Genomic DNA, 25648 nt, shown 5'->3' on the forward strand with positions numbered 1-25648 from the left:
AACCCGCCCAGGCAGGGAGGGCTTGACTGGATGGGTGGGTGGCGGTTCGCTGGAGGACATGTTGAGTTTATCCGACCCTGAATCTGCCCAAGACCTCCAGAGCATCCTGGTGGGCTCAGAGAATGGCATCGAGTTCCTTTCCGGGTTGTCACGCCTTGCCGCCGCCGCCGTTTCAGAGGCAGGCGGGGGTGTGGTGGAGTGTGCCGTCACCCTGAAGATGAAGCGACGGCCCACCACGGCTGCGGCCAGCAGTGCACGTGCCCTGGAGCTGGACCAGCTGGAACAGGCGTTGGGTGATGGTCCCTGCGTGAAGGCGTTGCGTGAGATGTCATTGGTGTTGATCGACGACGTCGAGTCCGATTCGCGATGGCCTGAATACAACCGGGCGCTCCTGGCGGCCAACGTCCACAGCTCGCTCGGTGTTCCCTTGGAGATCACGGGCGAGACCGCCGCGGCATTGAATTTTTTCGCCTCGCGGCCCGGCGTATTCACAGCGGACGTCCTCGAAAAGGCACTCGGCTTTGCGGCCGCCGCCCAGAACACACTGCATTTGTCGGTGCGCATCGATACCGCCCGGAACCGTGCTGACAACTTGGAGGCTGCCCTGGAGAGCAGGACCGCCATCAACCTTGCCTGTGGGGTGATCATGGCGCAGAACCGCTGCTCACAGCAGGAGGCGATGGATATCCTCGCCCGGGTCTCCAGCAACCGCAACCGGAAACTCCGGGATGTCGCCAACGAACTCATCGAGCAGTTGACCGGGAATGGCGTCAGGACCCATTTCGAGGCGTAACTGTATGCCGGCCGTTCCGGCGTCCAAGGCTGTTTGGAAACCCATTGACACCTCCATACTGGCGGACTAACGTACAACCAAATGGTTGTAGATCAGCTCCGTGAGTCCGAACGTGACCGCCTCTTCCAGGCGTTCGCCGATTCCACCCGGCGTGACATCGTCCGCCGGGTCACGGTGGGCGAGTACACCGTGTCCGGGCTCGCGGCCTTCTATTCCATGAGTTTCGCCGCCGTCCAGAAGCATGTGGCGGTGCTGGAACGCGCATCACTGGTCACGAAGGAAAAACGCGGAAGGGAGCAGGTTGTCCGGGGCAACCACGAAGGGCTCCAGGAAGCCCGGCGGCTGCTCGACGAATACGAAAAGATCTGGCGGCAGCGGGCCGCCAGGATGGCAGACATTCTTGCTGAAGGTTAGGAAGGCACGGCCATGGCAGTCATCAGTATGGACAAGAACCCCGAGGCGCTCTCCCTCACGCTGGTCGCCGAGTTCGACGCCGGCGTCGAACGCGTCTGGCAGCTCTGGGAAGATCCCCGCCAGCTCGAGCGTTGGTGGGGACCACCCACCTGGCCGGCTACGTTCCACCGGCACGACTTCGTCCCCGGCGGGCGCGCAAACTACTACATGACCGGCCCGGAGGGCGAGAAGGCCCATGGCTGGTGGGAGTTTACGGCCATCGAGGCACCCCGGGAGCTTCAGTTCGACGACGGGTTCGCGGACAGCGACGGAAACCCCACGGGCGACCTGGGCGTCACCCATGCGACGGTCACGCTCGAGCCGCTGGGGGAGCGGACGCGCATGACCATCCATTCCGCGTTCGAGTCCGAAGAGCAGCTGGAGAAGATGGTTGCAATGGGGATGGAGGAAGGGATGACGCTGGCCGCCGGCCAGATCGACGGCATCCTCGCAGAGCCCGCCAACATCTGAACCTGCATCTGAACCCGGCAACCGGCAGGAACCTTGCGGCGGCGCCAGGTGGGCGGACGACGGCGGGACGTCCCGCCGTCGTCCGCCCACCTGCGGGCGTTGAACGCGCAGGCCGGCGCCGCAATACTGGAAGGCGGACCAACCTGAGGTGAGGCGGTGGCGGAAATGAGTGGCGGGTCGGCGGGGTTCCGGAGGCGGCTGGAGCGGGCGGCCGAAGTGCGTTCATACCGCGGTGCGGGTATCAGCGCCGAGGAAGAAGCCACGTTGGATGCCCTGGACGCTCAGGAGCGCGACAAGCGCCGGAAGGTCAGCGACGCCGCCCGCGCGGAATACCTGGTCCGCGATGCCATGGCGCAGGGCAAGTTCGACAACCTCAAGTACGCCGGCAAACCGATTCCCGGCCTTGGCGATTCCTATGATCCGGACTGGTGGGTCAAGGGGCTGATCCAGCGGGAGAATATCAGCGGCCTGGGGCCGGCAGCCATCCTGCTCCGCGCTGAGGATGCCCACCTTGATGGGACTCTCGACGCCCTGTCCACGGAGCAGCAGGTGCAGGACCTCCTGCAGGACTTCAACAAGCGGGTTGTCGATGCACGCCGGCAATTGCAGGGCGGTCCGCCGGTCATCACGAAGACGCGGGACGTAGAAGTGGAACTGGACCGCTGGCGGAACCGCCGGGCAGCGCGCGTTGTGGAAGTACCCGCGGAGCCGGAGCCTGTGCGTTCCTGGTGGCAGCGGCTGTGGAAAGGGCCCGGCCGGGGCTAGCGCAATTTGCGGCGCAGGCCGATCCCGCGCTGGTATCAGGGCTTCGGGTATTAGGGCTTGGGTGTCGGATTTGGGCCGATCATCGATGCTGGCGGCGGAGCGAACGGTGCTGCGGGATACAGGGCCGCCGCCTTGAGCATGTAGTTGGCCCACTGCGGCCCGGCAATCATGTAACCGTCCAGGCTGGGATAGAACGTGCCGTTGATGGTGACGTTCTGGCCGGCACGCGTCTGGCCTCCCAGGGCATCCCCAAAGAAGGACGCGGTGACCAGGCCGGTGGTGTAGCCCACCACCCAGGTGGAGCCATTATTGTTCGACGTTCCGGTCTTGGCTGCGGTGGGGAACTTGTCCTGCACCTTCGGGTTGATCCACACGCCTGATCCCCGCTTCAAAACGTCCTGCAGCACCGAGTTCACGCCACGGGCCACATCAGGCTTGACGGCGTCACGGCAGTCCGGGGCCGGTACGGGAAGTTTCGCGCCCGCGCCATCAGTGACCTCCACCAGGGCGATGGGCGTGCAATAGCGGCCCTCGGTGGCGAAGGTGGCAAAAGCGTTCGCAAGGGTCAGGGGTGCGACTCCTGTGCCGCCCAGCAAGTTGCCCAGCTGGTGCATGTTGACCGGCGTGCTGTCCAGCCCGCTATGCAGGCCCACCGAGTCCACCATCTTCTGGATGCCACAGAAATCGAGCTGTGCTGCCGAGGCGAACGTGGCGGTGTTGATCGAGTTGTAGAGGCCGAAATTGACAGGCATTGGCCGGTAGAAGCCGTCCTCGGCGTTCTGCAGGTCGTCCGCCGCGCCGAGCGTGGGATTGTTCTGCGCTGTGTCATAGGCGCCCAGTACTTTGCCGCAGCTGTCCTTCCACGGGAAGTCGAGGGGATAGACCCGGCGTGACGCGTCCACCACCGCGGTAAGGGCCTTCCCCTCGTTCAGCCACTCGGCAAACGTGAACGGCTTCATGGTCGATCCCGGCTGGAACCCACCTGCCCCGTTGAGGTCGTTCCCCTGCGCGTCCTTGGCGTCCACGTTAAAATTCAGGTTCGTGTCGAACTTGCCCGGTTGTGGAAGGAACACCGTGTTCTGGGCCATCGCCAGGATCTTGCCGGTGCCCGGCTGGATGCTCACCAGGGATGCGGCCCAGCGGTCCGGGTTGGCGCCTGCCGTCCCGTCCACCTGTGCCTGGGCCGCAGCTTGGAGCCTGCTGTCCAGGGTGGTCACGATCGTGAGTCCGCCCCGGTACAACCGCCGCTCCCGCTCGGCCTCGCTTTGCCCGAACGCGGGATTGTCCAGGATCAAGTGGGAAATGTAATCGCAGAAGTACGGCGCCAGGGCGGCATTGGCGCACCCCTGTTCCGGGGGCGTGATCTTCAATTCGATGGGAGCGGCCACCGCCTCGTCATGCTGGGCCCGGGTGATCTTGCCCAGGCGCAACATTTCGGACAGGACCTGGTTCCGGCGTACTGCCGAGTTGTCCGGATGGGTGGCCGGATTGTAGAACGTGGGGCTGTTCACCAGCCCGGCCAGCAGGGCCGCCTGCGGCAGGGTAAGGTCCTTTGCCGTGGTGCTGAAGAAGTAGCGGGCCGCCGCCTCGATCCCGTACGCGTTGCTGCTGAAGAAGACGATGTTCAGGTAGCCCTCAAGGATCTGGTTCTTGGTGTACTTCTTCTCGAGGGCGATGGCCAGCTTCATCTCCCGCAGCTTGTCGCCCAGGTTCTTCTGCCCGCTCAGGACCACCGCATCCGGCCTGTCCTGTGAAAGCTGGGCTTCATTGAGGACATTCGTGACGTACTGCTGGGTGATGGTTGACGCCCCTTGCTCGCCGCCTTTGGTCAGGTTGGAAAACAGTGCGCGGAGGATGCCCTGCGGATCCACCCCGGCATGCTCGTAGAACCTGCTGTCCTCGATCGAAACAATGGCGTCCTTGATGAACGGTGACATCTGGTCCAGCGGCACCCGAACGCGGTTCTCCGCATAGAGGGTCGCGATCGGCTGGCCGTCGGCGCTCAGGACCCTGGTGGCTTGTGACGGCGGCTGCACCGTCAGTTCCGCAGGCAGGTTGTCAAAGAATCCAATGGAGGAGCTGACGCCGAGGCCCGCGGCTGCCACTGCCGGGACCACCAGGCTGGCAGCCAGTACGCCACACAGGATGCTGGCTGCAATGAACCCCACGAGCCGTCCCACGGCTGCGCCAAATCCATGCCTGCGCTTCCGCTTCTTCGCCATTCCTCAGCCCTCGTGCTCCAGGGTGTGATCAGGATACGCCGCCGGCCACCGGCGTAACAGAGGCTTGACGGTCAGGATTTGGTCACGTCAAAGGTCTTGACCAGCGATAGTTACCGACATATCGTTAACTATCGCTGAAGTAATCAGCGAGATACCTGAAGTGAAAGGACGATGCCGCTATGAAAGGCATATTCGACGACAAGCACCCCGGCCCGGAGTTCGCCAAAGGCCGCTTCGAGCGGGGGAGGGCCCACAGGGGGCCGCACGGGCACCGTGGGCCGGGGTTTGGGCCCGGCTTCGGACCCGGTTTTGGACCCGGTTTTGGCCCGGGCTTTGGTCCCGGGTTCGGTCCCGGTTTTGGCCGCGGCGGCCGGCGCGCCAGCCGGGGGGATGTCCGCGCGGCCATCCTCTCCCTCCTGGCCGAGGCGCCATCCAACGGGTACGGACTGATCAAGACCATTGCCACGAAGACCGGTGGCATGTGGCGGCCCAGCCCCGGATCGATCTACCCCACCCTCCAGCAACTGGTGGACGAAGGCCTGATCGAGGCGCTCAGCGAAGGCCGGGGAACAGAGTTCGCGCTCACCGATGCGGGCAGGGCCTATGTGGCAGAGCATGCAGAGGAGATGGAAAACGCCTGGAATGCAGAGCCCGACAGTGCAGACCGGGACTTCCACGAGAGCATTGGAAAGCTAATGGGTGCCATCCATCAATTCCGCGCGGGTGTGACCGGGGAACAGCGCGCTGCAGCTGTCGCAAAGATGGATGAAACGCGCCGGGCCCTCTACAAGATCCTTGCTGACTAGCAGCTCCAGGCGGTCCGGGCCGGCAGGCGCCGGCAGCGCCCGGCCGCGGGTCCCGGAAACAGAGTTCCCGGGCGGAGAAGCTACGCGAACGCGTCTTCCTTGGCGGGCACCCCGGCCTCGGCTGGTGTAGCGGCTTTGGCCGGTCCCGCGGCGGCGTGGGCAGCGTGGTGGTTCAGCATGTGGCCCAGGGCGCTGAAGCCCGAGCCCATTTCTCCGAAGGCGTAGGCCGTTTCCGCATGCTCGGACAGGTCCACGCCGGCGGTCTCAGCTTCATGGCTGACACGGAACCCCACCGTCTTGTTGATGACCAGGCCAATGATTGCCGTCCCGATTCCGGACAGCAGCAGGGTAATGACGACGGCGGCCGCCTGGGCCACCAGCTGCTGGATGCCGCCGCCGTAGAAGAGTCCGCCTCCTTGGCCGTTTACGGGCAGGGCAATGAATCCCAGCGCCAAGGTGCCGATGAGGCCCGCGCCCAGGTGGACTCCCACGACGTCCAGCGAATCATCGAGGCCGAAGCGGTACTTGAGGTCCACGAACACGCAGCAGGCAACCCCGGCAACGAGGCCCAGTCCTACGGCCGCGAGCGGGCTGATGTTTGCGCAGGACGGCGTGATGGCGACCAGTCCGGCAACCACGCCGGAGGCGGCGCCCAGGGAGGTCGGGTGCCCGTGGCGGACCTTCTCGGTCACCAGCCAGCTCAGCATCGCCGCGGCGGGGGCTATCAGGGTGTTGACCCAGATCAGCCCGGCCTGCTCCACGCTGGTTGCGGCGCCGCCATTGAAGCCAAACCAGCCGAACCACAGGATTGCTGCGCCCAGCATGATGAACGGGATGTTGTGCGGTCGGTGGTTGGGGTCCTTCGCGAAGCCGTGCCGCTGGCCAACGATGATGGCGAGCACCAGGGCGGCCGTGCCGGAGCTGATTTCCACCACCGCGCCGCCGGCGAAGTCGATGACCTGGCCGAAGATTGCCGTGACGGCGCCGCCTGCACTCATCAGGCCGCCGCCCCAGATCATGTAGGCGAGGGGGCAGTAGATCACCGTGATCCAGACGGGCACGAAGAGGGCCCAGGCACTGAATTTGGCGCGGTCGGCGATGGCACCGCTGATCAAAGCCACGGTGATGATGGCAAAAGTGGCGCTGTACCCGGCCTTGAGCAGGTCCGGGGACCCAATGAGGTTCTGCAGGCCGAAGCTGGTGAAGGGATTGCCGAAGAGTCCCAGCACACCGTCGCCGGTGGTCATGGAGTAACCCCACAGGACCCAGACCACGCCGACGATGCCGGCAGAGATGAAGCTCATCATGATCATGTTCAGGGCGGCCTTGGCGCGGGTCATGCCGCCGTAGAAGAGGCCAAGGCCAGGAGTCATCAGCAGTACCATCGCGGCTGAAATCATCAGCCAGACGTGTTGGGCAGTGATTTCCACTGGTGGGTCCCTTCGCAGCGTGAACGTTGTGCGGGGCCCTTTTGGCCCCGCGGCATTTCCCCCGCGGTCCATTTTTCGTGCCGCGTGTTTCAGCCAGTGCCGCTTAAAGTTGCGGCCGCGTTACACAAATCGCTCCTGCGTGAAGTTCACGTATCAGCCATGTTTCAGGAATGTAAACGCGCCCCCACCGTGAGGAATCGTCTTGGCCGCCGGATCCCGCGATGCTGCGGACTTCGCGGGGTTTCCGGCTGTTTCAGGGGTGAGAATCCGCCGTCGTGCGTCTTTTCGCCTTATGTTTCGGCGCCGTGAACGGCGATTCGCCCGTTCAGAAGCTGCGGGCGTTGGCCAGGACCGGCAGCGTGGCGCGCACGGAGTCCACGGACGCCGGATCGATGTCGACGACGGCGAGTTCGGGATTTCCGCCTAGTGACACCACGGCGGTACCCAGGGGAGTGACGACGGCGCTGTGCCCGATTCCGGTGGGCGCCGCACCTGCGGGGCCTGCGCCGATGGTTTCGGGATCGCCCTGGCCGCACGCAACCACGAACGTGGTGCTGTCCAGTGCCCGGGCACGCACCAGCAGGTCCCACTGCTCGGCCTTGCCCTCGCCGGCTCCCCAGGAAGCGCACACAATGTTGACGTGTGCTCCCGCGTTGGCGTTGGCCGTGAACAGGGCCGGGAAACGGACGTCGTAGCAGGTGGCCAGGCCGAACACGGTGCCGTCGAGCTCGAACGTTACCGGCGCCTGCCCGGCGTCCACCGTCTTGGATTCGGTGAAGCCGAATGCGTCAAAAAGGTGGACCTTGTCGTAGGATGCCTCCACGGAGGGGCCGGTGACCAGCAGCGTGTTGCGGACGCGCCCTTCCGCGCCGGGGGTGAACATGCCTGCCACGATGGTGATGTCCAGGTTTTTGGCGACGCGGCGCACCTCGCCTGCCCAAGGGCCGTCAAGTGGTTCGGCAATGTCTTTCAACGAGTTCCCAAAGGCCCGCATGGCCGCCTCCGGGAAGACCACCAACTGTGCGCCGGCGTTTTTCGCCTGGGCCGCGTAGTCCCTGATGATGCCGAGGTTGGCCGCGGTGTCGGCGCTGCTGATGATTTGGGCGATGGCGATACGCATGGAAGATCTCCGATCTGTTGTATACATAATGTATGGTAAAAATTTCGGGTTCGGCCGCCTCGGGCCGCGAAAAGGCGTACGCCTACCTGCGCGAGAACGTCCTGACGGACCCGGAACTGCAAGGCCGCTTCCTCAACGAACAGGAGCTTGCGGCGGACATCGGGGTGTCCCGCACTCCGGTGCGCGAGGCGCTGTTGCTTCTGGTTTCCGACGGGCTGGTGGAGCTTATTCCGCAACGGGGCGCCTACGTTCCGGTGGTCACCGGCCGGGAGATTTCCGAGCTGATGGAACTTCGCGGCGTGCTGGAAAGCCATGCGGCCAAGCTTGTCATTGACGAACACCGGGTGCCCGCCAAGCAAATGCAGGACACCCTGCGGCAGCAGGCGCAGATTCCGGACAACGATGAACCGGACGATGCCCGCGAATTCATCCGCCTGGACACGCTCTTCCATCAGCAGCTCATCGACGCCGCCGGAAACGAACTCATTTCCCGAACGTACAGCAAGCTGCATGTCCGCCAGGTCCTGGTGGGCGTTGCCGCACTGTTCCGCACCGGAGGCAGGCGCGAGGCGGTGTGCGCCGAACACCAGGACATCCTCGATGCCCTGGTGGCCGGCGATTCCGCACGTGCCAAAGAGGCTCTCGACCATCACCTCGCGGTGACGCGGGACATCCTCCTGCGGAGCTGATCACCGGGCTTCGCCTGCGCCGGACACGCGAGCCGCTTCGCCGGCCGCCCTGGATTCAGCACTGCCTTCCAGCAGCAGGCGGTAGTCCTGGTCCTCCACGGTGTTGCTGTCTCGGCCCAGGGCAAGCCCCACGAGGGTTACGGCCGCTGCGACCGCAACGTAGATGGCCACCGGAATCCAGGTGCCAAACTGCGACAGCAGCACGGTGAACAACAAGGGTGCGATGGCGCCGCCGATGACGCCTGCGAAGGTGTAGGCCAGTGAACTGCCCGTGGACCGGAGCCGGGGTGAGAACTGCTCCACGATGAAGGCGGCCTGCGGCCCGTACATGAAGGAGTGCGCCGCCAGGCCCAGGACAATGCCCACGATCAGCATCGGCTCATTGTTGCCGCCAAGGACGCCAAAGAAGACAAAGGTCCACACGGCGCCGGCCACTGCGCCCACGCCGTAGACCAGACGCCGGTTGAAACGGTCCGAGACTGCGCCGGCCAGGGGAATCATGAACAGCTGGAAGGCCGAGCCCACCAGGACGGCGGTGAGCACCTGGTTGCGTTCGTAGCCGAGCGCCTGGATGCCGTAGGTGAGGGTGAAGACGGTGAACAGCGCGTACAGCACGTCCGGGCCCACCCGGCACAGGATGGCGGCAACGAGTGGCCGCAGTTCCGTACTGAACACTTCCCGGATGGGCGCGGCGGGCTGTTCTCCATGGGCTTCGATCGCCTTGAAGATGGGGGTGTCCTCCAGCTTGAGCCGGATCCACAGGCCGAAACCGACCAGCAGTGCGGAGACCAGGAACGCGATGCGCCACCCGAAACTGATGAACTGCTGTTCGGTGAGCATCAGGGTCAGGACGGCCAGCGCACCGTTGGCCAGCAGGTTCCCGGCGGGCGGACCCACCTGCGCGGCCGAGGCCCAGAAACCCCGGCGCTGCGGGTCGCCGTATTCGCTGGAGAGCAGCACTGCGCCGCCCCATTCACCGCCCACGCCCACGCCCTGGGCGAAGCGCAGGAGCACCAGGATGATCGGGGCGGCAATGCCAATGCTGTCGTAGCCCGGAAGGACGCCGATCAGCACCGTTGCCACGCCGATGATCATCAAAGTGGTGACCAAGACCTTCTTGCGTCCGATCCGGTCACCGAGCCGTCCGAAGACCACACCGCCCACGGGCCGTGACACATAGCCGACCGCGTAGGTGGAAAAGGCGAGGATGGTGCCGGTCAGGGGATCGGAGGACGGAAAGAAAACGATGGGGAAAACGACAGCGGCCGCCGCGGAATAGACGGCAAAGTCATACCACTCCAGTGCCGTGCCGGTCAGGCTTGCCGCAAATGCCTTGACCAGGCCCTTCGGACGGATTGGCGGGCCTGACTGGGACGCTGCGCCCGCACCGGAAACCGGAGAATTGCTCATTGTGTCCTCCACAGTGGATTTTGAGGTGACGCCTGTCACGCTGGCGTTAAATGTATACATTACGCATACTGGATGTACATTGGCGACTGTTTCCGGTTTCCGGTTTGTTAATTTTCCCGCGGTGCACCGGCTCCGCGGCCTTCGAAAAGGACGGCACCATGACGGCTCTCAGCTTTGAACTTCCCGACGGCAGCATCAAGAACGTGCAGGTCCGGCACCTCCTCAACGCCGGCTACGCGGGGCGTGAGCAGGATGAGGTGCAGGCCCACATCGCAGAACTTGCCGAGCTCGGGGTCCCCGGCCCCACCACCACTCCGGCCATGTACCCCGTCTCGCCCTACCTCGCGCAGCAGGTATCCGAGGTCCGGGTCCAGCATGGACGCACGTCCGGTGAGGCGGAATGGGCGCTGGTCATCACCGACGACGGCGTCCTGCTCACCGTCGCCTGCGATCACACGGACCGTGAGCTCGAAGTGCATGGTGTGGCGTGGAGCAAGAATGCCAGCCCTGACGTCCTTGGCCGCAAGGCGTGGCGGCTTGACGATGTGCGGGACCACCTGGACCGCATCACGCTGCGTGGCTGGGTAGGGGAGGGGGAGACCCCGGACACCCTCATCCAGGACAGTTCCCTCGAGGCCCTGCTGACCCCGGACTACTGGCTGGAGGTGCTGGCCGCGCGCGGGCTCAACCAGCCGGGCACCGTGCTGATTTCCGGCACCGTGGCGATGACGGGCGGCGTCAACCAGTTCGCCCGCAGCTGGAAGGTGGAGATGGCGGATCCGGAGACGGGAGAATCGCTGGACGTCCAGTACGTCGTGGAGCAAATGCCGCAGCCCATCGGCTAAGCGCTGCACCTGGGCAATAACGGCATAAAAAAGGTTCCGCCGCCCCACCAGGGGCGGCGGAACCCTTCCGCGCCTCGAAGCTACTGCCTGTAGCCCTCCACTTCACTGACGGGACGGGCCTGGGCCTCGTTGGGGTTCTCCCCGGATTCCTTCTTGGCCCGCCTTTGTCGCAACAGGTCCCAGTATTGGTCCAGGCTTTCCTCCACGTACTTCAGGCGCGCCTGGTCCGGAGCCTGGCCTCCGGCGGACCCCTCGCGCAGCGCATGCTCCTCTTCCACGAGGGCCTGGATGTGCGTCAAAATATCCTGATCATTCATTGGGCTTCCCCTCACTCCGGTCCGGTCACCTTCAGCCTACGTAGCTGGTGCTGAAGCCACCAGTCCCGCGCTGTACCATCGATTTCATGTCCACTGCGCTCGATATGGCAGGTCCCATCCTGGAAGTACTGACCTGGTTGTGCCTGCCCGCCGGGCTGGGACTGCTGTTCTACACCGGGTTCCTCCGCCGCTTCATCCACCCGTGGGACGTGGCAGAAGCCGTGGTGTATTCGGACTCCACCGGCGTAGGGTTCCGCTGGTACGACCGGAAGCACCAGGTGCACAACGCCCCCATGTCCCCGTACGACATCAGGGACATGGCCGTGGGGGACACGTTGCCGATCTACTACCACCCCAAACGCCCAACCCAGTGGCAGTCCACCGTACCGGAAGAGGCGGGCAGGACGGCGTCAGTCCTGGGCCGCTGCCTGACGGCCATCGGCACCGTGGCCCTGTTGGGCGGCTTCGTCCTGCCGATGTTCTAGCTTCGGCTGCTAACCCGTCACCACCACCACAACGCCGAGGGCGCCCAGGACGACGCCCGCGAAGGCGGTCCAGAGCACAGCCGAAAGGTCCGCTTCGATGCTCTCCCCGGCCAGGCCGTGGGACCTCGCCCGGTAGCGGCGGCGCTGGGTGAGGTAAATGGCCAAGGCGGCGGCTCCGGACACCGCCGGGAGCATCAGGATGGGCGGCCCGTACGTGGGAAGCCATCGCAGGAAGAAGGCGCTCGCCGTCACCAGCGCCAACATGGTCCGGCCCCAGGCCAGCGCCGTCCGTTCGGGTTGGAGACCCGGATCACCGTGCGGCCGGGGTGCGCCGGATGCCATCAGCGCAGAAGGACAAAAACGAGGACGACGGCGGCCGCCAGCGCGCCTGCCCCGGCCAGCAGGGGGACGAAGAAAGGCAGCGGAAGCGGTGCTTTGTTGCGCATGCTGCGCTCCACGCGAAGCCACCGCATGGCAGCGCCGCCGCTGAGCATCATGCCCATGAGAAGGAGGATGATGGCCAGGCCTTTGCGGACCGGTTCGATGAAAAGGCCTGAGGTAAAGGCTTCGAGGGCAATGCCACCGGCGAGCAGCGCAAGGGAGGTGCGGATCCATGCGAGGAAGGTGCGTTCGTTCGCGAGGGTGAACCGCGGATCCGGTTCCTCGCCGCCCGGCAACAGGCGTTCGGCGAGCCGTCCGCGCGGCGGCGGGGCTGCGGTCCCGGGCGGATGCTCACTGTTGGTCACGGGCCCAGTGTAGCCGCGCCGTCAAAGCACGGACTCCGGTCAGGCCGCCCGGCGGAGTGCCGCCTTGCCGGCCAGATGCTCACCGATGGGGAGCGCGGCAGTGGCTGCGGGGGACGGGGCGTTCAATACGTGGAGCATCCGGTCGGTCCCTGCCAGCAGGAAATCGTGGAGGAGCGTGCCGTCCCGGCGTACCGCCTGCGCCCTGATGCCTGCCTCGCGGGGCAGCAGGTCGCCTTTGGCCAGGCCAGGCGCGTATTTTCGGCATTCCTGCAGGTAGCTTCCCTTGAACAGGGAGTTCCGGACCTCCCGCACGGCGGTGGCGGCATTGGACCTCGCCACGTGCCACAAGCCCGGAAAGCGCAGGTAGCGGGCCACGTCCTTCGGATGGACCGAGAACTTGGTGTACCCCTCCCGGGACAGGCCCAGCACCGCGTTGGGTCCTACGGTGATGCCGCCGTCGATGGTGGGCGTCAGGTGCACGCCCAGGAAGGGCAAGTCCGGGTCGGGCACCGGGTAGATCAAGTGTTTGACGTAGTCCGATTTTGCGGCCGGCAGCTCAAAATACTCGCCCCGGAAGGGAACGATTTGGACGTCGATTTTCATACCCGCCAATTCGGCGAGCCGGTCCGACTGCAGCCCGGCGCAGGCCACCAGGCGGCGGCAGGCGTAGGTGTCCCGGTCCGTCCCAACCTCCACGTGGCCGGCGTGCTCCACGATGGAGGTGACCCGGGCTCCGGTGTCGACGCGTCCGCCGGCGGCCGTGATGAGTTCGGCCAGCTTGCGCGCCACCTCCGGGTAGTCAACGATGCCGGTGCTTGGGATGAACAGGGCACCCAGCCCCGCAACATTGGGTTCGCGCCGGTTGAGCTCTGCGCCGTCGATCCGCTCGCAGTCCAGGCCGTGGATGGCGGCACGCTCCTCAAGCCGGTCCAGCCGTTCCCGTTCCACCGCCGAGGTTGCCACCAGAAGTTTGCCCGGCTCGGCATACCTGATGCCGTGGTCCCGGCAGAATTCCCTGGTCTGGCGGGCTCCGGCCTTGCAGAATTGGGCCTTGAGGCTGTCCGGGGCGTAGTAGATGCCGGAGTGGATGACGCCGCTGTTGTGCCCCGTCTGGTGCGAAGCCAGTGCGGGGGCCGCCTCCAGCAGGACCAATGATGCGTCGGGCTCTTTCCGCAGGAGCTGGTAGGCGGTGGCAAGGCCCACGATTCCGCCACCAATGATGCAGTAGTCCGTCCGTTCCACGGCTCTCCGCCTTTCGTTGTGGCTAGAGTCTAGCTACCCGTCACGCTCCGCTCCGCGGTGCGAACATGATCAGTGCTACGCCCAGCAGGCACACCACGGACCCCGCAATGTCCCACCGGTCAGGACGGAAACCGTCGAACGCCATGCCCCAGGCCAGGGAACCGGCCACGAACACTCCGCCGTACGCCGCCAGGATCCGGCCGAAGTGCGCGTCGGGCTGGAGGGTGGCCACAAAGCCGTAGGCGCCCAGGGCGATCACGCCCAGTCCGGCCCACCACCAGTCCCTGCCCTCGCGGACGGACTGCCATACCAGCCATGCGCCCCCGATTTCGGCTGCGGCGGCGAGGACGAACAGCACAATCGTCTTGAAGACACTGACAGTTCCTTCAGGAATATCCACGCAGCCATCATGCCAGCCGGGAATTCGGCAGGCTGCCGCGCGGTTGGGGGAAAGTATGGAGCGCATCGGATTTCTTTCCTTCGGCCACTGGGGTCCCGGACAGGGTTCCCGTACCCGGACAGCGGCCGACGCCCTGCTCCAGGGGATTGATCTTGCGGTAGCCGCCTAAGAACTCGGAGTTGACGGCGCATTTTTCCGTGTCCATCACTTCGCCCGCCAGCAGGCCTCCCCGTTCCCACTTCTTTCTGCCATAGCCGCGCGCACCAGCAAGCTGGAAATCGGCACAGGCGTTATTGACATGCGCTACGAGAATCCGCTGTACATGGCGGAGGAAGCGGCTGCGGCAGACCTGATCAGTGGCGGCAGGCTGCAGCTGGGAATCAGCCGCGGCTCACCCGAACCTGCCCGGAACGGCGCTTCGGCTTTCGGATACCGGCCGGAGCCCGGGGAGACCGACGCGGACATGGCCCGGCGCCATACGGCGGCTTTCCGCCAGGCCATCACGGGTGCGGGCGTGGCCCAGGCAGACCCCCGGTACGCCGGCGGTGCCACCGGACTCCTGCCCGTCCAGCCCCAGTCGCCCGGTTTGGCGGACCGGATCTGGTGGGGTGCAGGCAGCCGGAAGACCGCGGTGTGGGCTGCTGAACTCGGCATGAACCTGATGAGCTCCACCCTGCTCACGGAGGACACCGGCGTTCCGTTCCATGAACTCCAGGCTGAACAGATCCAGCTGTTCAGGGAGGCGTGGGCCGCGGCAGGACACACACGCCCTCCACGGGTGTCGGTCAGCCGCAGCGTCCTTCCCATCGTGGATGACGAGGACAGCTACTACTTTGCGGGCAGCGCGCTCCGCGACGGCCGCGACCAGGTGGGCGTGATTGACGGCTTCACCGCAAGGTTCGGCAAGAGCTATGTTGGCGCACCTGACCTCTTGGCGGAGCAGCTGGCGGCAGACACGGCAGTGCAGGCGGCCGATACGCTGCTGCTGACCGTCCCCAACCAGCTGGGCGTGGAGTACAACTCCAAGCTCCTGGGCACCATCGTGGAACACGTTGCGCCGGCCCTGGGATGGCGCCGCCGCTGACGCCGGGGAACTTTCCGTGAGACCTAACCGTTACTCTTGAAGAGCGTGGTGGGGGCTTCGCGCCCCTACTACTGTGTGACTGCGGAACGGTCATATGACGGAGAGAGAGAAATATGGCTCACACCGCCTTAGGCTTGATCGCATGATCCGGCTACGACAGCTGGCCCAAGCGGCCTCTGTGCTGACCACGCCTCTGGCGCCAGAGGACATTCTGTCCCTGTTCAACCCTGTCTACTCGGCCCGGCAGCTTCGGGGCGTCGTGACCCGCGTGGTCCAGGAGACGGCCCAGTCGGCCACGATCTTTTTCCGTCCCGGGCGCGGCTGGAAGGCGCACCTTGCCGGGCAGTGGGCGCGCATCGGCGTCGAACTCGACGGCGTACGCCACTGGCGTTCGTACTCCCTCAGCGCCCCGGCGGGCAAGGACCCCGCCATCACCGTCACCGATGTCGGAGCTGTTTCCGGCACATTGGTGCGCACCACCAAGCCGGGCGACGTCTTGTTCCTTGCCCCGCCGCAGGGTGATTTTGTTCTTCCTGAGCACCCCAGGCCCCTGCTCATGGTCACGGCCGGCAGTGGCATCACCCCGGTGATGTCCATGATCCGCACCCTTGTCCCGCGGCGGCCTGATGCCGACGTCGTCCTGGTCCATTCCGCCCGCACCCCGGGTGACAGCCTCTTCCGCGAGGAACTGGCCGAGTTGGCGGACCAGTTCCCGAATTTCCGGCTGGCGCACTGGTACACGGGCGAACAGGGCCGGATGGACTTCTCCAGCACCCGGGAGCTGGACGAGATCTGTCCCGACTGGAAGGAACGGTCAGCCTACGCCTGCGGCCCGGACAGCTTCCTGGACGACGCCGAAGCGCTGTGGAAGCGGGCAGCCCTGACCACCGGCGCGCCCGGGACCGACGTCGCAGTGGCCGGAGACGCCGGCAACCTGATGATCGAACGCTTCAACACCACCTTCAACGCCGGTGTAGGCCACGACGGCGGCCTGGTCACCTTTGAGGCCTCCGACCGGGAGGTGGAGGCCGACGGCGACACCCCCATCCTGGACATCGGCGAGGACGCCGGGGTCCTGATGCCCAGTGGCTGCCGGATGGGTATCTGCCACAGCTGCCTCACCCCGCTCCTGGCCGGCCAGGTCCGCGACCTCCGCACCGGGGAAGTCCATGGCGAACCCGGCGAACTTATCCAAACGTGTGTCTCGGCAGCCGCCGGACCCGTCAACCTCGAAATCTGAGGAGCACCACGGTATGTCAGTAATCTCACCCGCCAAGGCCACGGCCACGGGAAGCTCAAGAACGCGCCCCGGCAAGCTCGCAGAATCCGGCAGCCCCACGGTCCGGCCCCCGGCGGCAGCGCACCTCAGCGACGAACAAGTGGCGGAGCTCGGCCGTGAGCTCGACGCCATCCGGGACGAAATCCTGGGAAAGCGCGGTGCGGAAGACGCCGCTTACATCCGCCGCATGATCAAGATCCAGCGCGGGCTTGAAATCTCCGGCCGGGCCGCCCTGCTGGTCAGCAAGAACAAAGCAGCCTGGGTTACCGGCACCACGCTCCTGAGCCTGGCCAAGATCCTGGAAAACATGGAGCTCGGCCACAACATCCTGCACGGACAGTGGGACTGGATGCGGGATCCGGATATCCACTCCACCACGTGGGAGTGGGACTTCGTTACCCCGTCGCGCTCCTGGCAGCACACGCACAACGACCTCCACCACCGCTGGACCAACGTGGTGGGCAAGGACAACGACGTCGGATACAACCTCCTCCGGATGGATGAGAACCAGCCGTGGAAGCCCATCAACCTGGCCAACCCGCTGTTCAATGCGATCCTTGCGCCGGTGTTCGAGTGGGGGATCGCCGTCTACGATCTCGAGCTGACCGAATACAAGGAAGGCACCAAGTCCAAAGAGGCCCTGCTCAAGGACCTCAAGGCCCTCGGCCGCAAGGTGATCACCCAATTCACCAAGGACTACGCTGCCACCCCTGCGCTCGCGATGATCACCGGCTCCGCCAAGCAGGCCCTGTTCGGCACGATCGCCGCGAACGCCATCCGCAACGTGTGGGCCCACGCCGTCATCTTCTGCGGCCACTTCCCGGAAGGCACCGACACCTTCACCGAAGAAATGGTGGAGGGTGAAACCCGGGGCGACTGGTACGTTCGCCAGATGATCGGCTCCGCCAACATTTCGGGGTCCAGGTTCATGCACCTCATGACCGGCAACCTGTCGCACCAGATCGAGCACCACCTCTTTCCGGACCTGCCCTCCAACCGGTACGCGGAGGTGGCCCCCAGGGTCCGCGAGATCTGCCAGCGCTATGGCCTGAAATACACCACCGGTCCGCTGCTCAAGCAGGTGGGTTCGTCTTGGGCGAAGGTGTTCAAGCTGGCGCTGCCCGGCAAGGCTGCCCGGGCCTAGGAACCACACACGACGCAAAAAGTGACCCTGCCGGCGAAATCCGGCGGGGTCACTTCCTGCGTTTGGGCCCTAGCGCCGGGCTTCAGGCGCCAGGAGCATGTGGTCCAGTTTCGGCAGGGCGTGCCGGAGCCGGTGCTCGGCGCGCTCCAGGGTCTCTGCCGCCTGCGACAACCCGGTTTCGGCCAGTTCCAGGCGGGCAGTCCCCTGCAGCCGGTGGCCGGACCACCGCAGCTGCAGCTGCCGGACCGCGAGGACCCCGGGAGTCCCTCCGAGTGCGGCCTCGGCGAGCTCCACCAGTTCCGGCTCGATGCCGTCCATGAGCCGCCGCCCGATGCTGCGGACCGTCCCCCACAGGAGCACCATGATGGCGGCGGAAATGGCCAATCCCACGATCGGGTCCGCCAAGGGGAAACCAAGCATGACGCCAATGGCGCCGATCACCACGGCCAGCGACGTGAAGCCGTCCGTCCTGGCGTGCACACCGTCCGCCACGAGTGCCGCAGAACCGATCCTGCGGCCCACCCGGATGCGGTAGATTGCCACCGCCTCGTTGCCGGCGAAGCCAATCAGGCCCGCCGCCATGACCCACCCCAGGTTTTGCAGGGCCTGCGGATTGATGAGCCGGTCAACGGACTGCCAGGCCGCCACGATGGCGGAAAGGGCCACTACAGCCACGATGAACAGGCCGGCGAGGTCTTCTGCCCGGCCGTACCCGTATGTGTACCGGCGGGTCGCGGCCCTGCGCCCCAGGATGAAGGCGATCCACAGTGGCACTGCGGTCAGGGCGTCGGAGAAGTTGTGGATGGTGTCCGCGAGCAGGGCCACGGAACTGCTGAACAGGACCACCAGGAACTGCAGCAGCGTGGTGGCCAGCAGGACAAACATGCTGATCTTCAGCGCCCGGATGCCCTCCGTGCTGGCCTCCATGGCGTCATCGATGGAATCCGCGGCATCGTGGGTGTGCGGCACGAACAGCTCGAAAAGCCATCCTTTGAAACCGGAATGGTGATGGTGCCCGTGGTCGTGCCCATGCCCGTGCTGGTGGTCGTGATCGTGCGCATCGTCATCGTGGTGGTGATGGTGGCCCGCGTGGACGTCGTCGTGATGGCTGTGCGCATGCGTTGATTCCTGGTGCGGCCCGGTCATGAGGCGCTCCCTTGTGCGTGGTGGGCGGGTGCGCGGTGGTGCGCCGGTTCGCCGCCTAGCGCGTGTTCGGCCTGGAAAATGGCGTCAGCCACCAATTGCCGGGCGTGTTCGTTCTCCAGCCGGTACAGCACCCGCGTCCCGTCCTGCCGGGTGGATACCATCCGGGCCAGCCGCATTTTGGCCAGGTGCTGGGACACGGCAGCGGGGGACTTGCCTACCGTGTCGGCCAAGGCGCCCACTGCCATTTCGCCGTCGCGAAGGGCAAGGATGATCCGCACCCTCGTGGCGTCAGCCAGCATCGAGAAGACCTCCACGGCCAACTCCACGTACTGGCTGTCCGTCCCCAGCGAGCAAGCATTCTTATCTGCATTCATGCGCATATAGTGTCACAACGCGGACCGGGACGCACTGCACGCCTGTCTGTCGGACGGCCATCGCGGGCGAGCCAGCGCGGCCACCTACAGTAGGAGGGGTACGGCGTGACGCCGGCCGCTTCGGCCAGTCTCGAAAGGAATTTACCCCGATGGCTTTCATTACCGTTGGTACGGAGAACAGCACCGACATCGAGCTCTACTACGAGGATCACGGTTCGGGCCAGCCCGTGGTGCTTATCCACGGCTACCCGCTGGACGGATCGTCCTGGGAAAAACAGACTGCCGCGCTCCTTGGCGCGGGCTACCGGGTCATCACCTACGACCGCCGCGGCTTTGGCAAGTCCAGCAAGCCTGCCGACGGCTACGACTACGACACCTTCGCGGCAGACCTCAACACCCTGCTGACCACCCTGGACCTGGACAACGTGGTGCTGGTGGGCTTCTCCATGGGCACCGGCGAGGTGGGCCGCTACCTTGGCACCTATGGCTCGGCGCGGGTGGCCCGCGCCGCATTCCTCGGATCCCTGGAGCCCTACCTGCTCAAGACCGACGACAATCCTGACGGCGTTCCGCAGGACGTTTTCGACGGCCTCAAGGCCGCGGTTACTGCCGACCGGTATGCGTTCTTCACAGAATTCTTCAAGAATTTCTACAACTCGGACACCTTCCTGGGCACTCCGCGCCTCAGCCAGGAAGCCGTCGACGCCAGCTGGAACCTCGCCGCCGGTGCCGGTGCCACCGCGTCCGTTGCCGCCCAGCCCACGTGGCTGACGGACTTCCGGCAGGACATCCCCAAGATCGATGTTCCCGCCTTGATCGTCCACGGCACCGCCGACAACATCCTGCCCATCGACTCGACCGGGCGGCAGTTCGCCAAGGCGTTGCCCACGGCGGAATACGTCGAGATCGAAGGCGCGCCGCACGGCCTGCTCTGGACGCACGCCGCAGAGGTCAACGAGGCATTGCTCGGGTTCCTTTCCAAGTAAGGAATCCTCGGGGCGGCGGCGGGACTCCCGTCGTCGCCCTATGCCGCTCCGCTCAGCAGAGGGAGGTGCCGGTGGTGCTGGACTCCTCTGCCAATGGTGTGGGGCACAACCGCCGTGCCAGCGCTTCAAGTTCCCTGGGGTGGAAAGGCTTGGTGAGGTAGGCGGCGGCCCCGGACGCCATGCCTGCCAGGACGTCATCCCCCTCCGAGCGGGCCGTGAGGAAGAGTAACGGGGCAGAGCTCCTGGCGCGGATGGCACGGGCAACCACGTGCCCGTCCATGTCCGGGAGTCCCAGGTCCAAGGTGACCAGGGCGATGCCTGGGTCGGACGCCGCGGCGATGGCTTCCGACCCGGTGCCAACGGCTTTCACTACGAAGCCCGCACGTGAAAGGACTATTGAAATCAGTCCGCGGATGTCGTCGTTGTCTTCAACGACAAGGCAGGTGCGCTGCTGTTCCATCCAAGCCCCCCGGCGAAAAAGTTGGCAACAGTCTATCGCCCCTGTGCCGGGTGTCCGGGGCCCTGGCCCTATCCGTCGTAATGTGTCCGCGCGGGTCCCTGCCCCAGGGAGTGGACCACGGCGGCGGCCACATCGTGAAGCTTGGAATTGCGGGTGCTTGACGCCGTCTTCAGGATGTCGAAGGCGTCCTGCTGGCTGCACCGGTTCTGGGCCATGATGATCCCGACGGCCATGTCAATGACGGTCCGGCTTTCCAGGGTGGCGCGGAGGTTCGCCGCCGTTTCGCTGAAGTGCGCAAAGCGGATCGCCAGCCGCAGGGCCAGCGAGGTCTGGCTGACAAAATCCTCGGCGCATTTCATGATGCGGCCCTCGAAACGGTGCGCACGGCCGGAGTAGAGCAGCAAGGCTGCCTTGGTGTCGCCCTCCAGCCGGAACGGGAGCGCCGCGACGGACCGGATCCCCTCTGCCTGCACAGCTGAGGAGTAGTCGGGCCAGCGGCCATCAGCGTTGAGATCCGGGACGTGGACAGTTTCCTGGGCTGTTGCTGCAGTCATGCCCGGTGTCTCGGTGAACCGGTGCTCAAACCGTCCAATGACCCGTGCCTCATCGCTGCTGCTGGCTACCGTGGTGCCCTTCCGCTGCCTGAGCAGGGTGACGGCGCACAGCATCTCATCGCCGGGTTCGGAGAGGTTGCGCGCGGAGACCTGCGCCAACTCATTGAGGAAGTCCTCGACGTCGGAGCTGTCCAGGACAATTTCATGCAGGTACTCGGTTATGGATGTATCGGGTTTAGCTGTTGACTCGCTGGCCACTGTTTCTTGGTGCCATTCGCTCAGGTCAAAACGAGCCGGCAACACACAAACGCCCCGCAATGTGGGCGGGGAGTCGGTGATGGTCGCTGGATCGAAGAACTTTCCAACGGCCCGCTGCTAAACCGATAACCAGAGTATATACATCCGCAAGGAAGGCGAAACGTCATGCCCGCTGCGCCGTCACAGCCCGGACGCTGGCGCCATGCAGGGGGTAACCGGCACAATGAAGCGGGAGCCGGCCACCGGATGCGGCGCCAACCCAAAGGCAGCCCGCCGGGGAGGACAGGAACATGACCAGGCTTCTTATCATCGGCCCGCCGGGCTCCGGCAAGGGAACCCAGGCTGAACACCTGGCCAGGCACTTCGGGGTCCCGGCGGTGTCCACAGGGGATATCTTCCGCAGCAACGTCAGCCGGAAGACGGAGCTGGGGAACCAGGCTGCCGTATACCTCGACGGCGGCCATTTCGTTCCCGACCACCTCACCAATGCCCTCGTGAAGGACCGCCTCCTTGATGGCGACGTCAGCCACGGTTTCCTGCTCGATGGTTACCCGCGCACGGCACCGCAGGCAACGGAACTGGACAGTATGCTCGCCGCCCAGGGGCACGGGCTGGACGCTGTCATCGAGTTGCGCGCTCCCGACGCCGAACTGGAAGAGCGCATGCACCGGCGGGCGCAGGAACAAGGCCGCACCGACGACACCATCGACGTCTTCCGACGCAGGTTGGACCTCTACCACCGCCAGACGCATGAAGTAGTCTCGGTGTACGCGGGCCGGGGAATCCTGGTATCCGTCAACGGCAGCGGGGATCCGGGGGAGATTACCGCATTGGCGATTGCCGCCGTCGAACAATTCCTGGCAGCATCGCGACGGCCATCCTGACCGGAGCAAAGCATGGTGGACTCGAACAGAAGGAAACACTGATGAGAATTGCGGTTACAGGCGGAAGCGGAAAACTTGGCCGGCACGTGGTGCGCCGGCTTACCGACGACGGCCACCAGGTCCTCAACCTGGACCGCGCGGGTAGCCGGAGCCCGGGCCTGCTGGTGGTGGACCTGCGCAACTACGGCCAGGTGGTGGATGCGCTCCTGGGCGTGGATGACCGCCACGACGGATTCGACGCCGTGGTGCACCTTGGGGCCATCCCCGCCCCTGGCATCCTTCCGGACGCCGCGACGTTCGAGAACAACATGCTCTCCACCTACAACGTCTTCCAAGCAGCGCGACGGGCCGGCATCAAGAAAGTGGTGTACGCCTCCAGCGAGACCGTGCTCGGCCTGCCGTTCGACGTCGACCCGCCCTACATTCCGGTGGACGAGGAATACCCTCCCCGGCCGGAGAGCACCTATTCCCTGGTGAAGACGCTGGAGGAACGGATGGCCGTGGAACTGACCCGCTGGGACCCGGAGCTGAGCATCACCGGGCTGCGTTTCTCCAACGTCATGGACGAGTCTGACTACGAGCGGTTCCCCTCGTTCGATGAGGACGCAACGCTGCGCAAGTGGAACCTTTGGGGCTACATCGACGGCAGGGACGGTGCGCAGGCAGTGGCCCGGGCACTGGAGAACGCAAAGCCCGGCTTTGAAGCCTTCATCATCGCCAACGCAGACACCGTTATGAGCCGCCCGAGCGCCAGCCTGGCCGCGGAGGTCTTCCCCGGCGTCAAGGTCACCAAGGAACTGGGCGAACACGAAACCATGCTCTCCATCGACAAAGCCCGGCGCATGCTTGGCTTCGAACCCGAGCACAGTTGGCGGAACCACGCAGCCGCTCCTGCCGGCACGGCGGGCGGCATCGGGTAGCGCCTGCGTTTTTCCCGCGGCCGCCGCGATTGCCGGGCGCATGATGGAGTGAATGGGCCTTCACCGGGATAGTGTTCAGCCCTAAGCATTTATCACGGCGCAGGGACAAGGCAGCACATTGGTACAGAGATCATCAGGGTCCGGGGTTGCGGAGCACAAGGCCGGCAAATGGCATACCTTCAACGAGAAGTTCGTCGTGGAGGAGCGCTACGTGGACGTGGCGGACCGGCGCGGGCTGTACCGGGCGTCGGTCATCCTCTCCGTAGTGGGGCTGGCGCTCTTTACCGCCATCCTTGTCAGCGTGGTGCAGTCCACTGGATTGACGGTGGCCGACGAACCCGTGCATGACTGGCTGCTGACCACGCGTTCGGGCACCGTCACCGCCATCATGATTTTCCTGGCGGTGTTCTTTGGACCCATCGCCCTGCCCATCATTGTGCTGGTGGTGATCCTCGTCTGGGGCTTCGCGGCCAAACATGCCTGGCGGCCCATCCTGCTGGCGTCCGCGATGCTGGCGGGGGTGATCGTTTCGCAGATCATCCTCCACATCGTGCAGCGCTCTCGGCCGCCGGTGGACCAGATGTTGTTCGGTGCCGACCAAACGTTCTCGTTCCCATCCGGGCATGTCCTGGGTGCCTGCGACTTCCTGCTGGTGGGCGCGTACCTGATCGTGTCCCGGCGCCGCAGCCGGCGGGCAACCCTTTTCGGATTTATTGGAGCCGGCATCGGAATTGTCCTGGCGATCGCCAGCCGCCTTTACCTGGGCTACCACTGGCCCACTGACACCTTGGCGTCGTTCTCCCTCTCGCTGATGATCCTCGGCGGAGTCATCGCCCTCGACACCTGGCGGACGGCCAGGATCGAAGGTGAACCGATCACCGGGGAGCTCTCCAAGGCGGAATCGCCGCAGGAGTGAACCGGCGCGACGAGCCGGTTGGCTTCCTGCCCCGCTAAGGCCTTGACCGCGCCCGTTTCAGCGCCCGGTGCAGTTTCAGGTTTGCTGCCTCCAGCTCCAGGACCTTGGCGACACCGGCGAGGTTCAATCCTTCCTGGAGGAGTTCGCCAATCCGAAGCAGCACGGCGATGTCCTCCTCGCTGTATTGCCGCGTGCCGCCTGCGGTCCGGGCAGGCGTCAGCAAACCTTTCGCCTCGTACAGCCTGATGTTCTGCTGTCCGGTGCCTGCCAGTTCCGCCGCTACCGAGATCGCGTACAGGGCGCGTGGGCCGGGGGAGAGGCCGGGCCGGCCGCCTGCAGGTTCCGTCATGGGTTCTCCCAAAAAATCCGCGCAACAGGGTCTTGCCCAATTTTCCCACTGGTGCTATAAAAAATCTACATTCACCACCATAGATAAATAGGTGGTGGGTGGACGGATATCCGACACCTTGAAGCTGAAGGAGTGGGAAATGATGTTGATGCGTACGGACCCGTTCCGTGAGCTGGACCGGCTCGCGCAGCAGGTTTTGGGAACCGCCGCCCGCCCGGCAGCCATGCCGATGGACGCCTGGCAGGAAGACGGCGAATTCGTGGTGGCGTTCGACCTTCCCGGCGTGGACGTGGACTCCGTGGACCTGAACGTGGAACGGAACGTCCTGACGGTGCGGGCCGAACGCAAGGACCCCACGCAGCCCAACGTGGAACTGGTGGCGTCCGAGCGTCCACGCGGCGTGTTCAGCCGCCAACTGATCCTGGGCGACACCCTGGATACCGACAGGATCAAGGCCGCCTACGACCAAGGCGTGCTCACCCTGCGGATCCCGGTTGCCCAGCAAGCCAAGCCGCGAAAGATCGAGATCCAGACCCAACAAGGCGGCATGCAGCAGATCGACGCCTAGGATCCGTGGCGCTGCGCCGGCGTCCCTGCCTTCGGGTGGGGACGCCGGCAGCCATTGGCGGGCACAGAGGACTTCATCCAAGGAGGCGGAAACCCCATGAGTGAGTGGCGGCGCTACGATTCACCGCTGATTCCTGCATTCCATGAGCGCTTCGAGCAGCGGTGGGGCCCGGGAACTGCGCCGTTTTTGGACCCGGAAGCACATGAGCAGCCCATGCCGCGGGCGCAGTGGATCAACCCGGCCACCGGTGCTGCCTTGGCAGTGGTCCCCATCTGGACGGCCGATGAGGCGCAGCAACGGTCCTTCGGCGTGTTCTACCTTCCACCTGCCGGCGATATCTGGGTCCTGCGGCCCGGCTACACCGGGTACCTGGAACCGTCCGACGGCGACGCAGAGCATCTGGTGACCCTGCGCAATGACGCCTTCCGCAAGGCAGTGGCGCACGCCAAGGAGTTCCTCTTCGGCTCGCAGTAGCCAACGTGCCGGCCAAGGGAGTGGCTGTTCGTCAGCCTGTCCCTGCTGTGTAATCCTG

31 protein-coding genes and 1 pseudogene are annotated in these 25648 nt (G+C 65.2%); 18 read left to right on the forward strand and 14 right to left on the reverse strand.

The genetic code is table 11. The features are described from left to right. Window positions 1-58: 58 nt before the first annotated feature. The 4 genes from AC4EEO_RS01865 (at window position 59) to AC4EEO_RS01880 (ending at window position 2482) form a co-directional block, all read left to right on the forward strand. Entirely contained in the window at window positions 59-793 is a 735-nt protein-coding gene (locus AC4EEO_RS01865; RefSeq protein WP_491339744.1) for an ANTAR domain-containing protein, read from the forward strand. Between the two features lie 81 nt (window positions 794-874). Further along, on the forward strand, window positions 875-1207 hold the full coding sequence (locus AC4EEO_RS01870; RefSeq protein WP_018761015.1) for an ArsR/SmtB family transcription factor: 333 nt from the start codon (window positions 875-877) through the stop codon (window positions 1205-1207). Window positions 1208-1219: 12 nt separating this feature from the next. After that, window positions 1220-1717 carry an SRPBCC family protein gene (locus AC4EEO_RS01875; RefSeq protein ID WP_018761016.1) on the forward strand — a complete coding sequence of 166 codons (498 nt, stop codon included), beginning with the start codon at window positions 1220-1222 and terminating at the stop codon, window positions 1715-1717. Between the two features lie 165 nt (window positions 1718-1882). Further along, window positions 1883-2482 carry a DnaJ family domain-containing protein gene (locus AC4EEO_RS01880; protein ID WP_491340383.1) on the forward strand — a complete coding sequence of 200 codons (600 nt, stop codon included), beginning with the start codon at window positions 1883-1885 and terminating at the stop codon, window positions 2480-2482. Window positions 2483-2532: 50 nt separating this feature from the next. Here AC4EEO_RS01880 and AC4EEO_RS01885 read toward each other — a convergent pair whose 3' ends face one another. Continuing rightward, on the reverse strand, window positions 2533-4704 hold the full coding sequence (locus AC4EEO_RS01885; protein WP_491339745.1) for a transglycosylase domain-containing protein: 2172 nt from the start codon (window positions 4702-4704) through the stop codon (window positions 2533-2535). 179 nt (window positions 4705-4883) lie between these two features. Here AC4EEO_RS01885 and AC4EEO_RS01890 point away from each other — a divergent pair, with 179 nt between their 5' ends. Beyond that, complete coding sequence (locus tag AC4EEO_RS01890; protein ID WP_133831738.1) at window positions 4884-5510, forward strand: PadR family transcriptional regulator; 627 nt, start codon at window positions 4884-4886, stop codon at window positions 5508-5510. An 80-nt stretch (window positions 5511-5590) separates the two neighbouring features. Here the strand turns inward: AC4EEO_RS01890 and AC4EEO_RS01895 are convergent, their stop codons facing one another. Together AC4EEO_RS01895 and AC4EEO_RS01900 are read right to left on the reverse strand one after the other, a co-directional pair. Continuing rightward, window positions 5591-6940, reverse strand: a complete 1350-nt coding sequence (locus AC4EEO_RS01895) for an ammonium transporter (RefSeq protein ID WP_491339746.1) — start codon at window positions 6938-6940, stop codon at window positions 5591-5593. A 325-nt stretch (window positions 6941-7265) separates the two neighbouring features. After that, window positions 7266-8060 carry a carbon-nitrogen hydrolase family protein gene (locus AC4EEO_RS01900; protein ID WP_491339747.1) on the reverse strand — a complete coding sequence of 265 codons (795 nt, stop codon included), beginning with the start codon at window positions 8058-8060 and terminating at the stop codon, window positions 7266-7268. A 32-nt stretch (window positions 8061-8092) separates the two neighbouring features. Here AC4EEO_RS01900 and AC4EEO_RS01905 point away from each other — a divergent pair, with 32 nt between their 5' ends. Beyond that, window positions 8093-8749, forward strand: a complete 657-nt coding sequence (locus tag AC4EEO_RS01905; protein WP_491339748.1) for a GntR family transcriptional regulator — start codon at window positions 8093-8095, stop codon at window positions 8747-8749. Here AC4EEO_RS01905 and AC4EEO_RS01910 read toward each other — a convergent pair whose 3' ends face one another. Beyond that, complete coding sequence (locus tag AC4EEO_RS01910; RefSeq protein ID WP_109045721.1) at window positions 8750-10159, reverse strand: MFS transporter; 1410 nt, start codon at window positions 10157-10159, stop codon at window positions 8750-8752. It lies immediately after the preceding gene. Window positions 10160-10317: 158 nt separating this feature from the next. Here AC4EEO_RS01910 and AC4EEO_RS01915 point away from each other — a divergent pair, with 158 nt between their 5' ends. After that, the gene (locus AC4EEO_RS01915) at window positions 10318-11004 is read left to right on the forward strand and encodes a DUF2848 domain-containing protein (RefSeq protein ID WP_026264390.1); all 687 of its coding nucleotides are present in this window, start codon (window positions 10318-10320) and stop codon (window positions 11002-11004) included. An 80-nt stretch (window positions 11005-11084) separates the two neighbouring features. On the opposite strand, the gene AC4EEO_RS01920 is transcribed toward AC4EEO_RS01915, so the two are convergent. Further along, window positions 11085-11321: a DUF2630 family protein gene (locus tag AC4EEO_RS01920; protein WP_109045723.1), complete on the reverse strand. Its 237-nt coding sequence runs from the start codon at window positions 11319-11321 to the stop codon at window positions 11085-11087. A gap of 86 nt (window positions 11322-11407) precedes the next feature. Here AC4EEO_RS01920 and AC4EEO_RS01925 point away from each other — a divergent pair, with 86 nt between their 5' ends. Next, on the forward strand, window positions 11408-11806 hold the full coding sequence (locus tag AC4EEO_RS01925) for a DUF3592 domain-containing protein (protein WP_018761026.1): 399 nt from the start codon (window positions 11408-11410) through the stop codon (window positions 11804-11806). A 9-nt stretch (window positions 11807-11815) separates the two neighbouring features. Here the strand turns inward: AC4EEO_RS01925 and AC4EEO_RS01930 are convergent, their stop codons facing one another. From AC4EEO_RS01930 to AC4EEO_RS01945, 4 genes are read right to left on the reverse strand one after another with little or no spacing between them, the layout of a single operon-like run. Then, complete coding sequence (locus AC4EEO_RS01930) at window positions 11816-12148, reverse strand: DUF202 domain-containing protein (protein WP_018761027.1); 333 nt, start codon at window positions 12146-12148, stop codon at window positions 11816-11818. Continuing rightward, window positions 12148-12552: a YidH family protein gene (locus AC4EEO_RS01935; RefSeq protein ID WP_133831733.1), complete on the reverse strand. Its 405-nt coding sequence runs from the start codon at window positions 12550-12552 to the stop codon at window positions 12148-12150. Before AC4EEO_RS01935 ends, AC4EEO_RS01930 begins: the two co-directional genes overlap by 1 nt. Before the next feature lie 39 nt (window positions 12553-12591). After that, window positions 12592-13794: an L-2-hydroxyglutarate oxidase gene (gene lhgO / locus AC4EEO_RS01940; protein ID WP_491339749.1), complete on the reverse strand. Its 1203-nt coding sequence runs from the start codon at window positions 13792-13794 to the stop codon at window positions 12592-12594. Window positions 13795-13834: 40 nt separating this feature from the next. Further along, window positions 13835-14194: a YnfA family protein gene (locus AC4EEO_RS01945; RefSeq protein ID WP_018761030.1), complete on the reverse strand. Its 360-nt coding sequence runs from the start codon at window positions 14192-14194 to the stop codon at window positions 13835-13837. A 55-nt stretch (window positions 14195-14249) separates the two neighbouring features. Here AC4EEO_RS01945 and AC4EEO_RS01950 point away from each other — a divergent pair. The 3 genes and pseudogenes from AC4EEO_RS01950 (at window position 14250) to AC4EEO_RS01960 (ending at window position 17701) form a co-directional block, all read left to right on the forward strand. Further along, window positions 14250-15278: pseudogene (locus tag AC4EEO_RS01950) on the forward strand (LLM class flavin-dependent oxidoreductase). A gap of 142 nt (window positions 15279-15420) precedes the next feature. Further along, window positions 15421-16518 (forward strand): ferredoxin reductase, encoded by a 1098-nt coding sequence (locus AC4EEO_RS01955; protein WP_026264392.1) that lies wholly within the window; start codon window positions 15421-15423, stop codon window positions 16516-16518. Window positions 16519-16531: 13 nt separating this feature from the next. Next, the gene (locus AC4EEO_RS01960; RefSeq protein WP_018761033.1) at window positions 16532-17701 is read left to right on the forward strand and encodes a fatty acid desaturase family protein; all 1170 of its coding nucleotides are present in this window, start codon (window positions 16532-16534) and stop codon (window positions 17699-17701) included. 69 nt (window positions 17702-17770) lie between these two features. Here the strand turns inward: AC4EEO_RS01960 and AC4EEO_RS01965 are convergent, their stop codons facing one another. Then, entirely contained in the window at window positions 17771-18670 is a 900-nt protein-coding gene (locus tag AC4EEO_RS01965) for a cation diffusion facilitator family transporter (RefSeq protein ID WP_491339750.1), read from the reverse strand. Between AC4EEO_RS01965 and AC4EEO_RS01970 the strand changes: the two genes are divergently transcribed. After that, entirely contained in the window at window positions 18656-18826 is a 171-nt protein-coding gene (locus AC4EEO_RS01970) for a hypothetical protein (RefSeq protein WP_491339751.1), read from the forward strand. The genes AC4EEO_RS01965 and AC4EEO_RS01970 overlap by 15 nt on opposite strands. Before the next feature lie 17 nt (window positions 18827-18843). On the opposite strand, the gene AC4EEO_RS01975 is transcribed toward AC4EEO_RS01970, so the two are convergent. Then, window positions 18844-19221, reverse strand: coding sequence for an ArsR/SmtB family transcription factor (locus AC4EEO_RS01975; RefSeq protein WP_081624115.1), 378 nt, complete (start codon window positions 19219-19221; stop codon window positions 18844-18846). Window positions 19222-19370: 149 nt separating this feature from the next. Here AC4EEO_RS01975 and AC4EEO_RS01980 point away from each other — a divergent pair, with 149 nt between their 5' ends. Next, window positions 19371-20207, forward strand: a complete 837-nt coding sequence (locus tag AC4EEO_RS01980) for an alpha/beta fold hydrolase (RefSeq protein WP_491339752.1) — start codon at window positions 19371-19373, stop codon at window positions 20205-20207. Between the two features lie 52 nt (window positions 20208-20259). Here AC4EEO_RS01980 and AC4EEO_RS01985 read toward each other — a convergent pair whose 3' ends face one another. Next, window positions 20260-20667 carry a response regulator transcription factor gene (locus AC4EEO_RS01985; protein ID WP_491339753.1) on the reverse strand — a complete coding sequence of 136 codons (408 nt, stop codon included), beginning with the start codon at window positions 20665-20667 and terminating at the stop codon, window positions 20260-20262. A 68-nt stretch (window positions 20668-20735) separates the two neighbouring features. After that, window positions 20736-21479, reverse strand: coding sequence for a GAF and ANTAR domain-containing protein (locus tag AC4EEO_RS01990; RefSeq protein ID WP_133831729.1), 744 nt, complete (start codon window positions 21477-21479; stop codon window positions 20736-20738). Between the two features lie 290 nt (window positions 21480-21769). Here AC4EEO_RS01990 and AC4EEO_RS01995 point away from each other — a divergent pair, with 290 nt between their 5' ends. The 3 genes from AC4EEO_RS01995 to AC4EEO_RS02005 all read left to right on the forward strand — a co-directional run bounded on the left by AC4EEO_RS01995 (window position 21770) and on the right by AC4EEO_RS02005 (window position 24199). Next, window positions 21770-22363, forward strand: coding sequence for an adenylate kinase (locus AC4EEO_RS01995; RefSeq protein ID WP_491339754.1), 594 nt, complete (start codon window positions 21770-21772; stop codon window positions 22361-22363). 41 nt (window positions 22364-22404) lie between these two features. Beyond that, window positions 22405-23283, forward strand: coding sequence for an NAD-dependent epimerase/dehydratase family protein (locus AC4EEO_RS02000; RefSeq protein ID WP_491339755.1), 879 nt, complete (start codon window positions 22405-22407; stop codon window positions 23281-23283). A 118-nt stretch (window positions 23284-23401) separates the two neighbouring features. Next, the gene (locus tag AC4EEO_RS02005) at window positions 23402-24199 is read left to right on the forward strand and encodes a phosphatase PAP2 family protein (protein WP_491339756.1); all 798 of its coding nucleotides are present in this window, start codon (window positions 23402-23404) and stop codon (window positions 24197-24199) included. Window positions 24200-24233: 34 nt separating this feature from the next. On the opposite strand, the gene AC4EEO_RS02010 is transcribed toward AC4EEO_RS02005, so the two are convergent. Further along, a complete protein-coding gene (locus tag AC4EEO_RS02010; protein WP_491339757.1) occupies window positions 24234-24548 on the reverse strand; it encodes a MerR family transcriptional regulator in 315 nt (104 codons plus the stop codon). 142 nt (window positions 24549-24690) lie between these two features. Between AC4EEO_RS02010 and AC4EEO_RS02015 the strand changes: the two genes are divergently transcribed. Further along, the gene (locus AC4EEO_RS02015) at window positions 24691-25116 is read left to right on the forward strand and encodes an Hsp20/alpha crystallin family protein (protein WP_026264393.1); all 426 of its coding nucleotides are present in this window, start codon (window positions 24691-24693) and stop codon (window positions 25114-25116) included. Between the two features lie 96 nt (window positions 25117-25212). Next, window positions 25213-25590, forward strand: a complete 378-nt coding sequence (locus AC4EEO_RS02020; protein ID WP_018761045.1) for a hypothetical protein — start codon at window positions 25213-25215, stop codon at window positions 25588-25590. Window positions 25591-25648: the final 58 nt, after the last annotated feature.

The sequence above is a fragment of the Pseudarthrobacter sp. MOO13 genome (assembly GCF_058267655.1).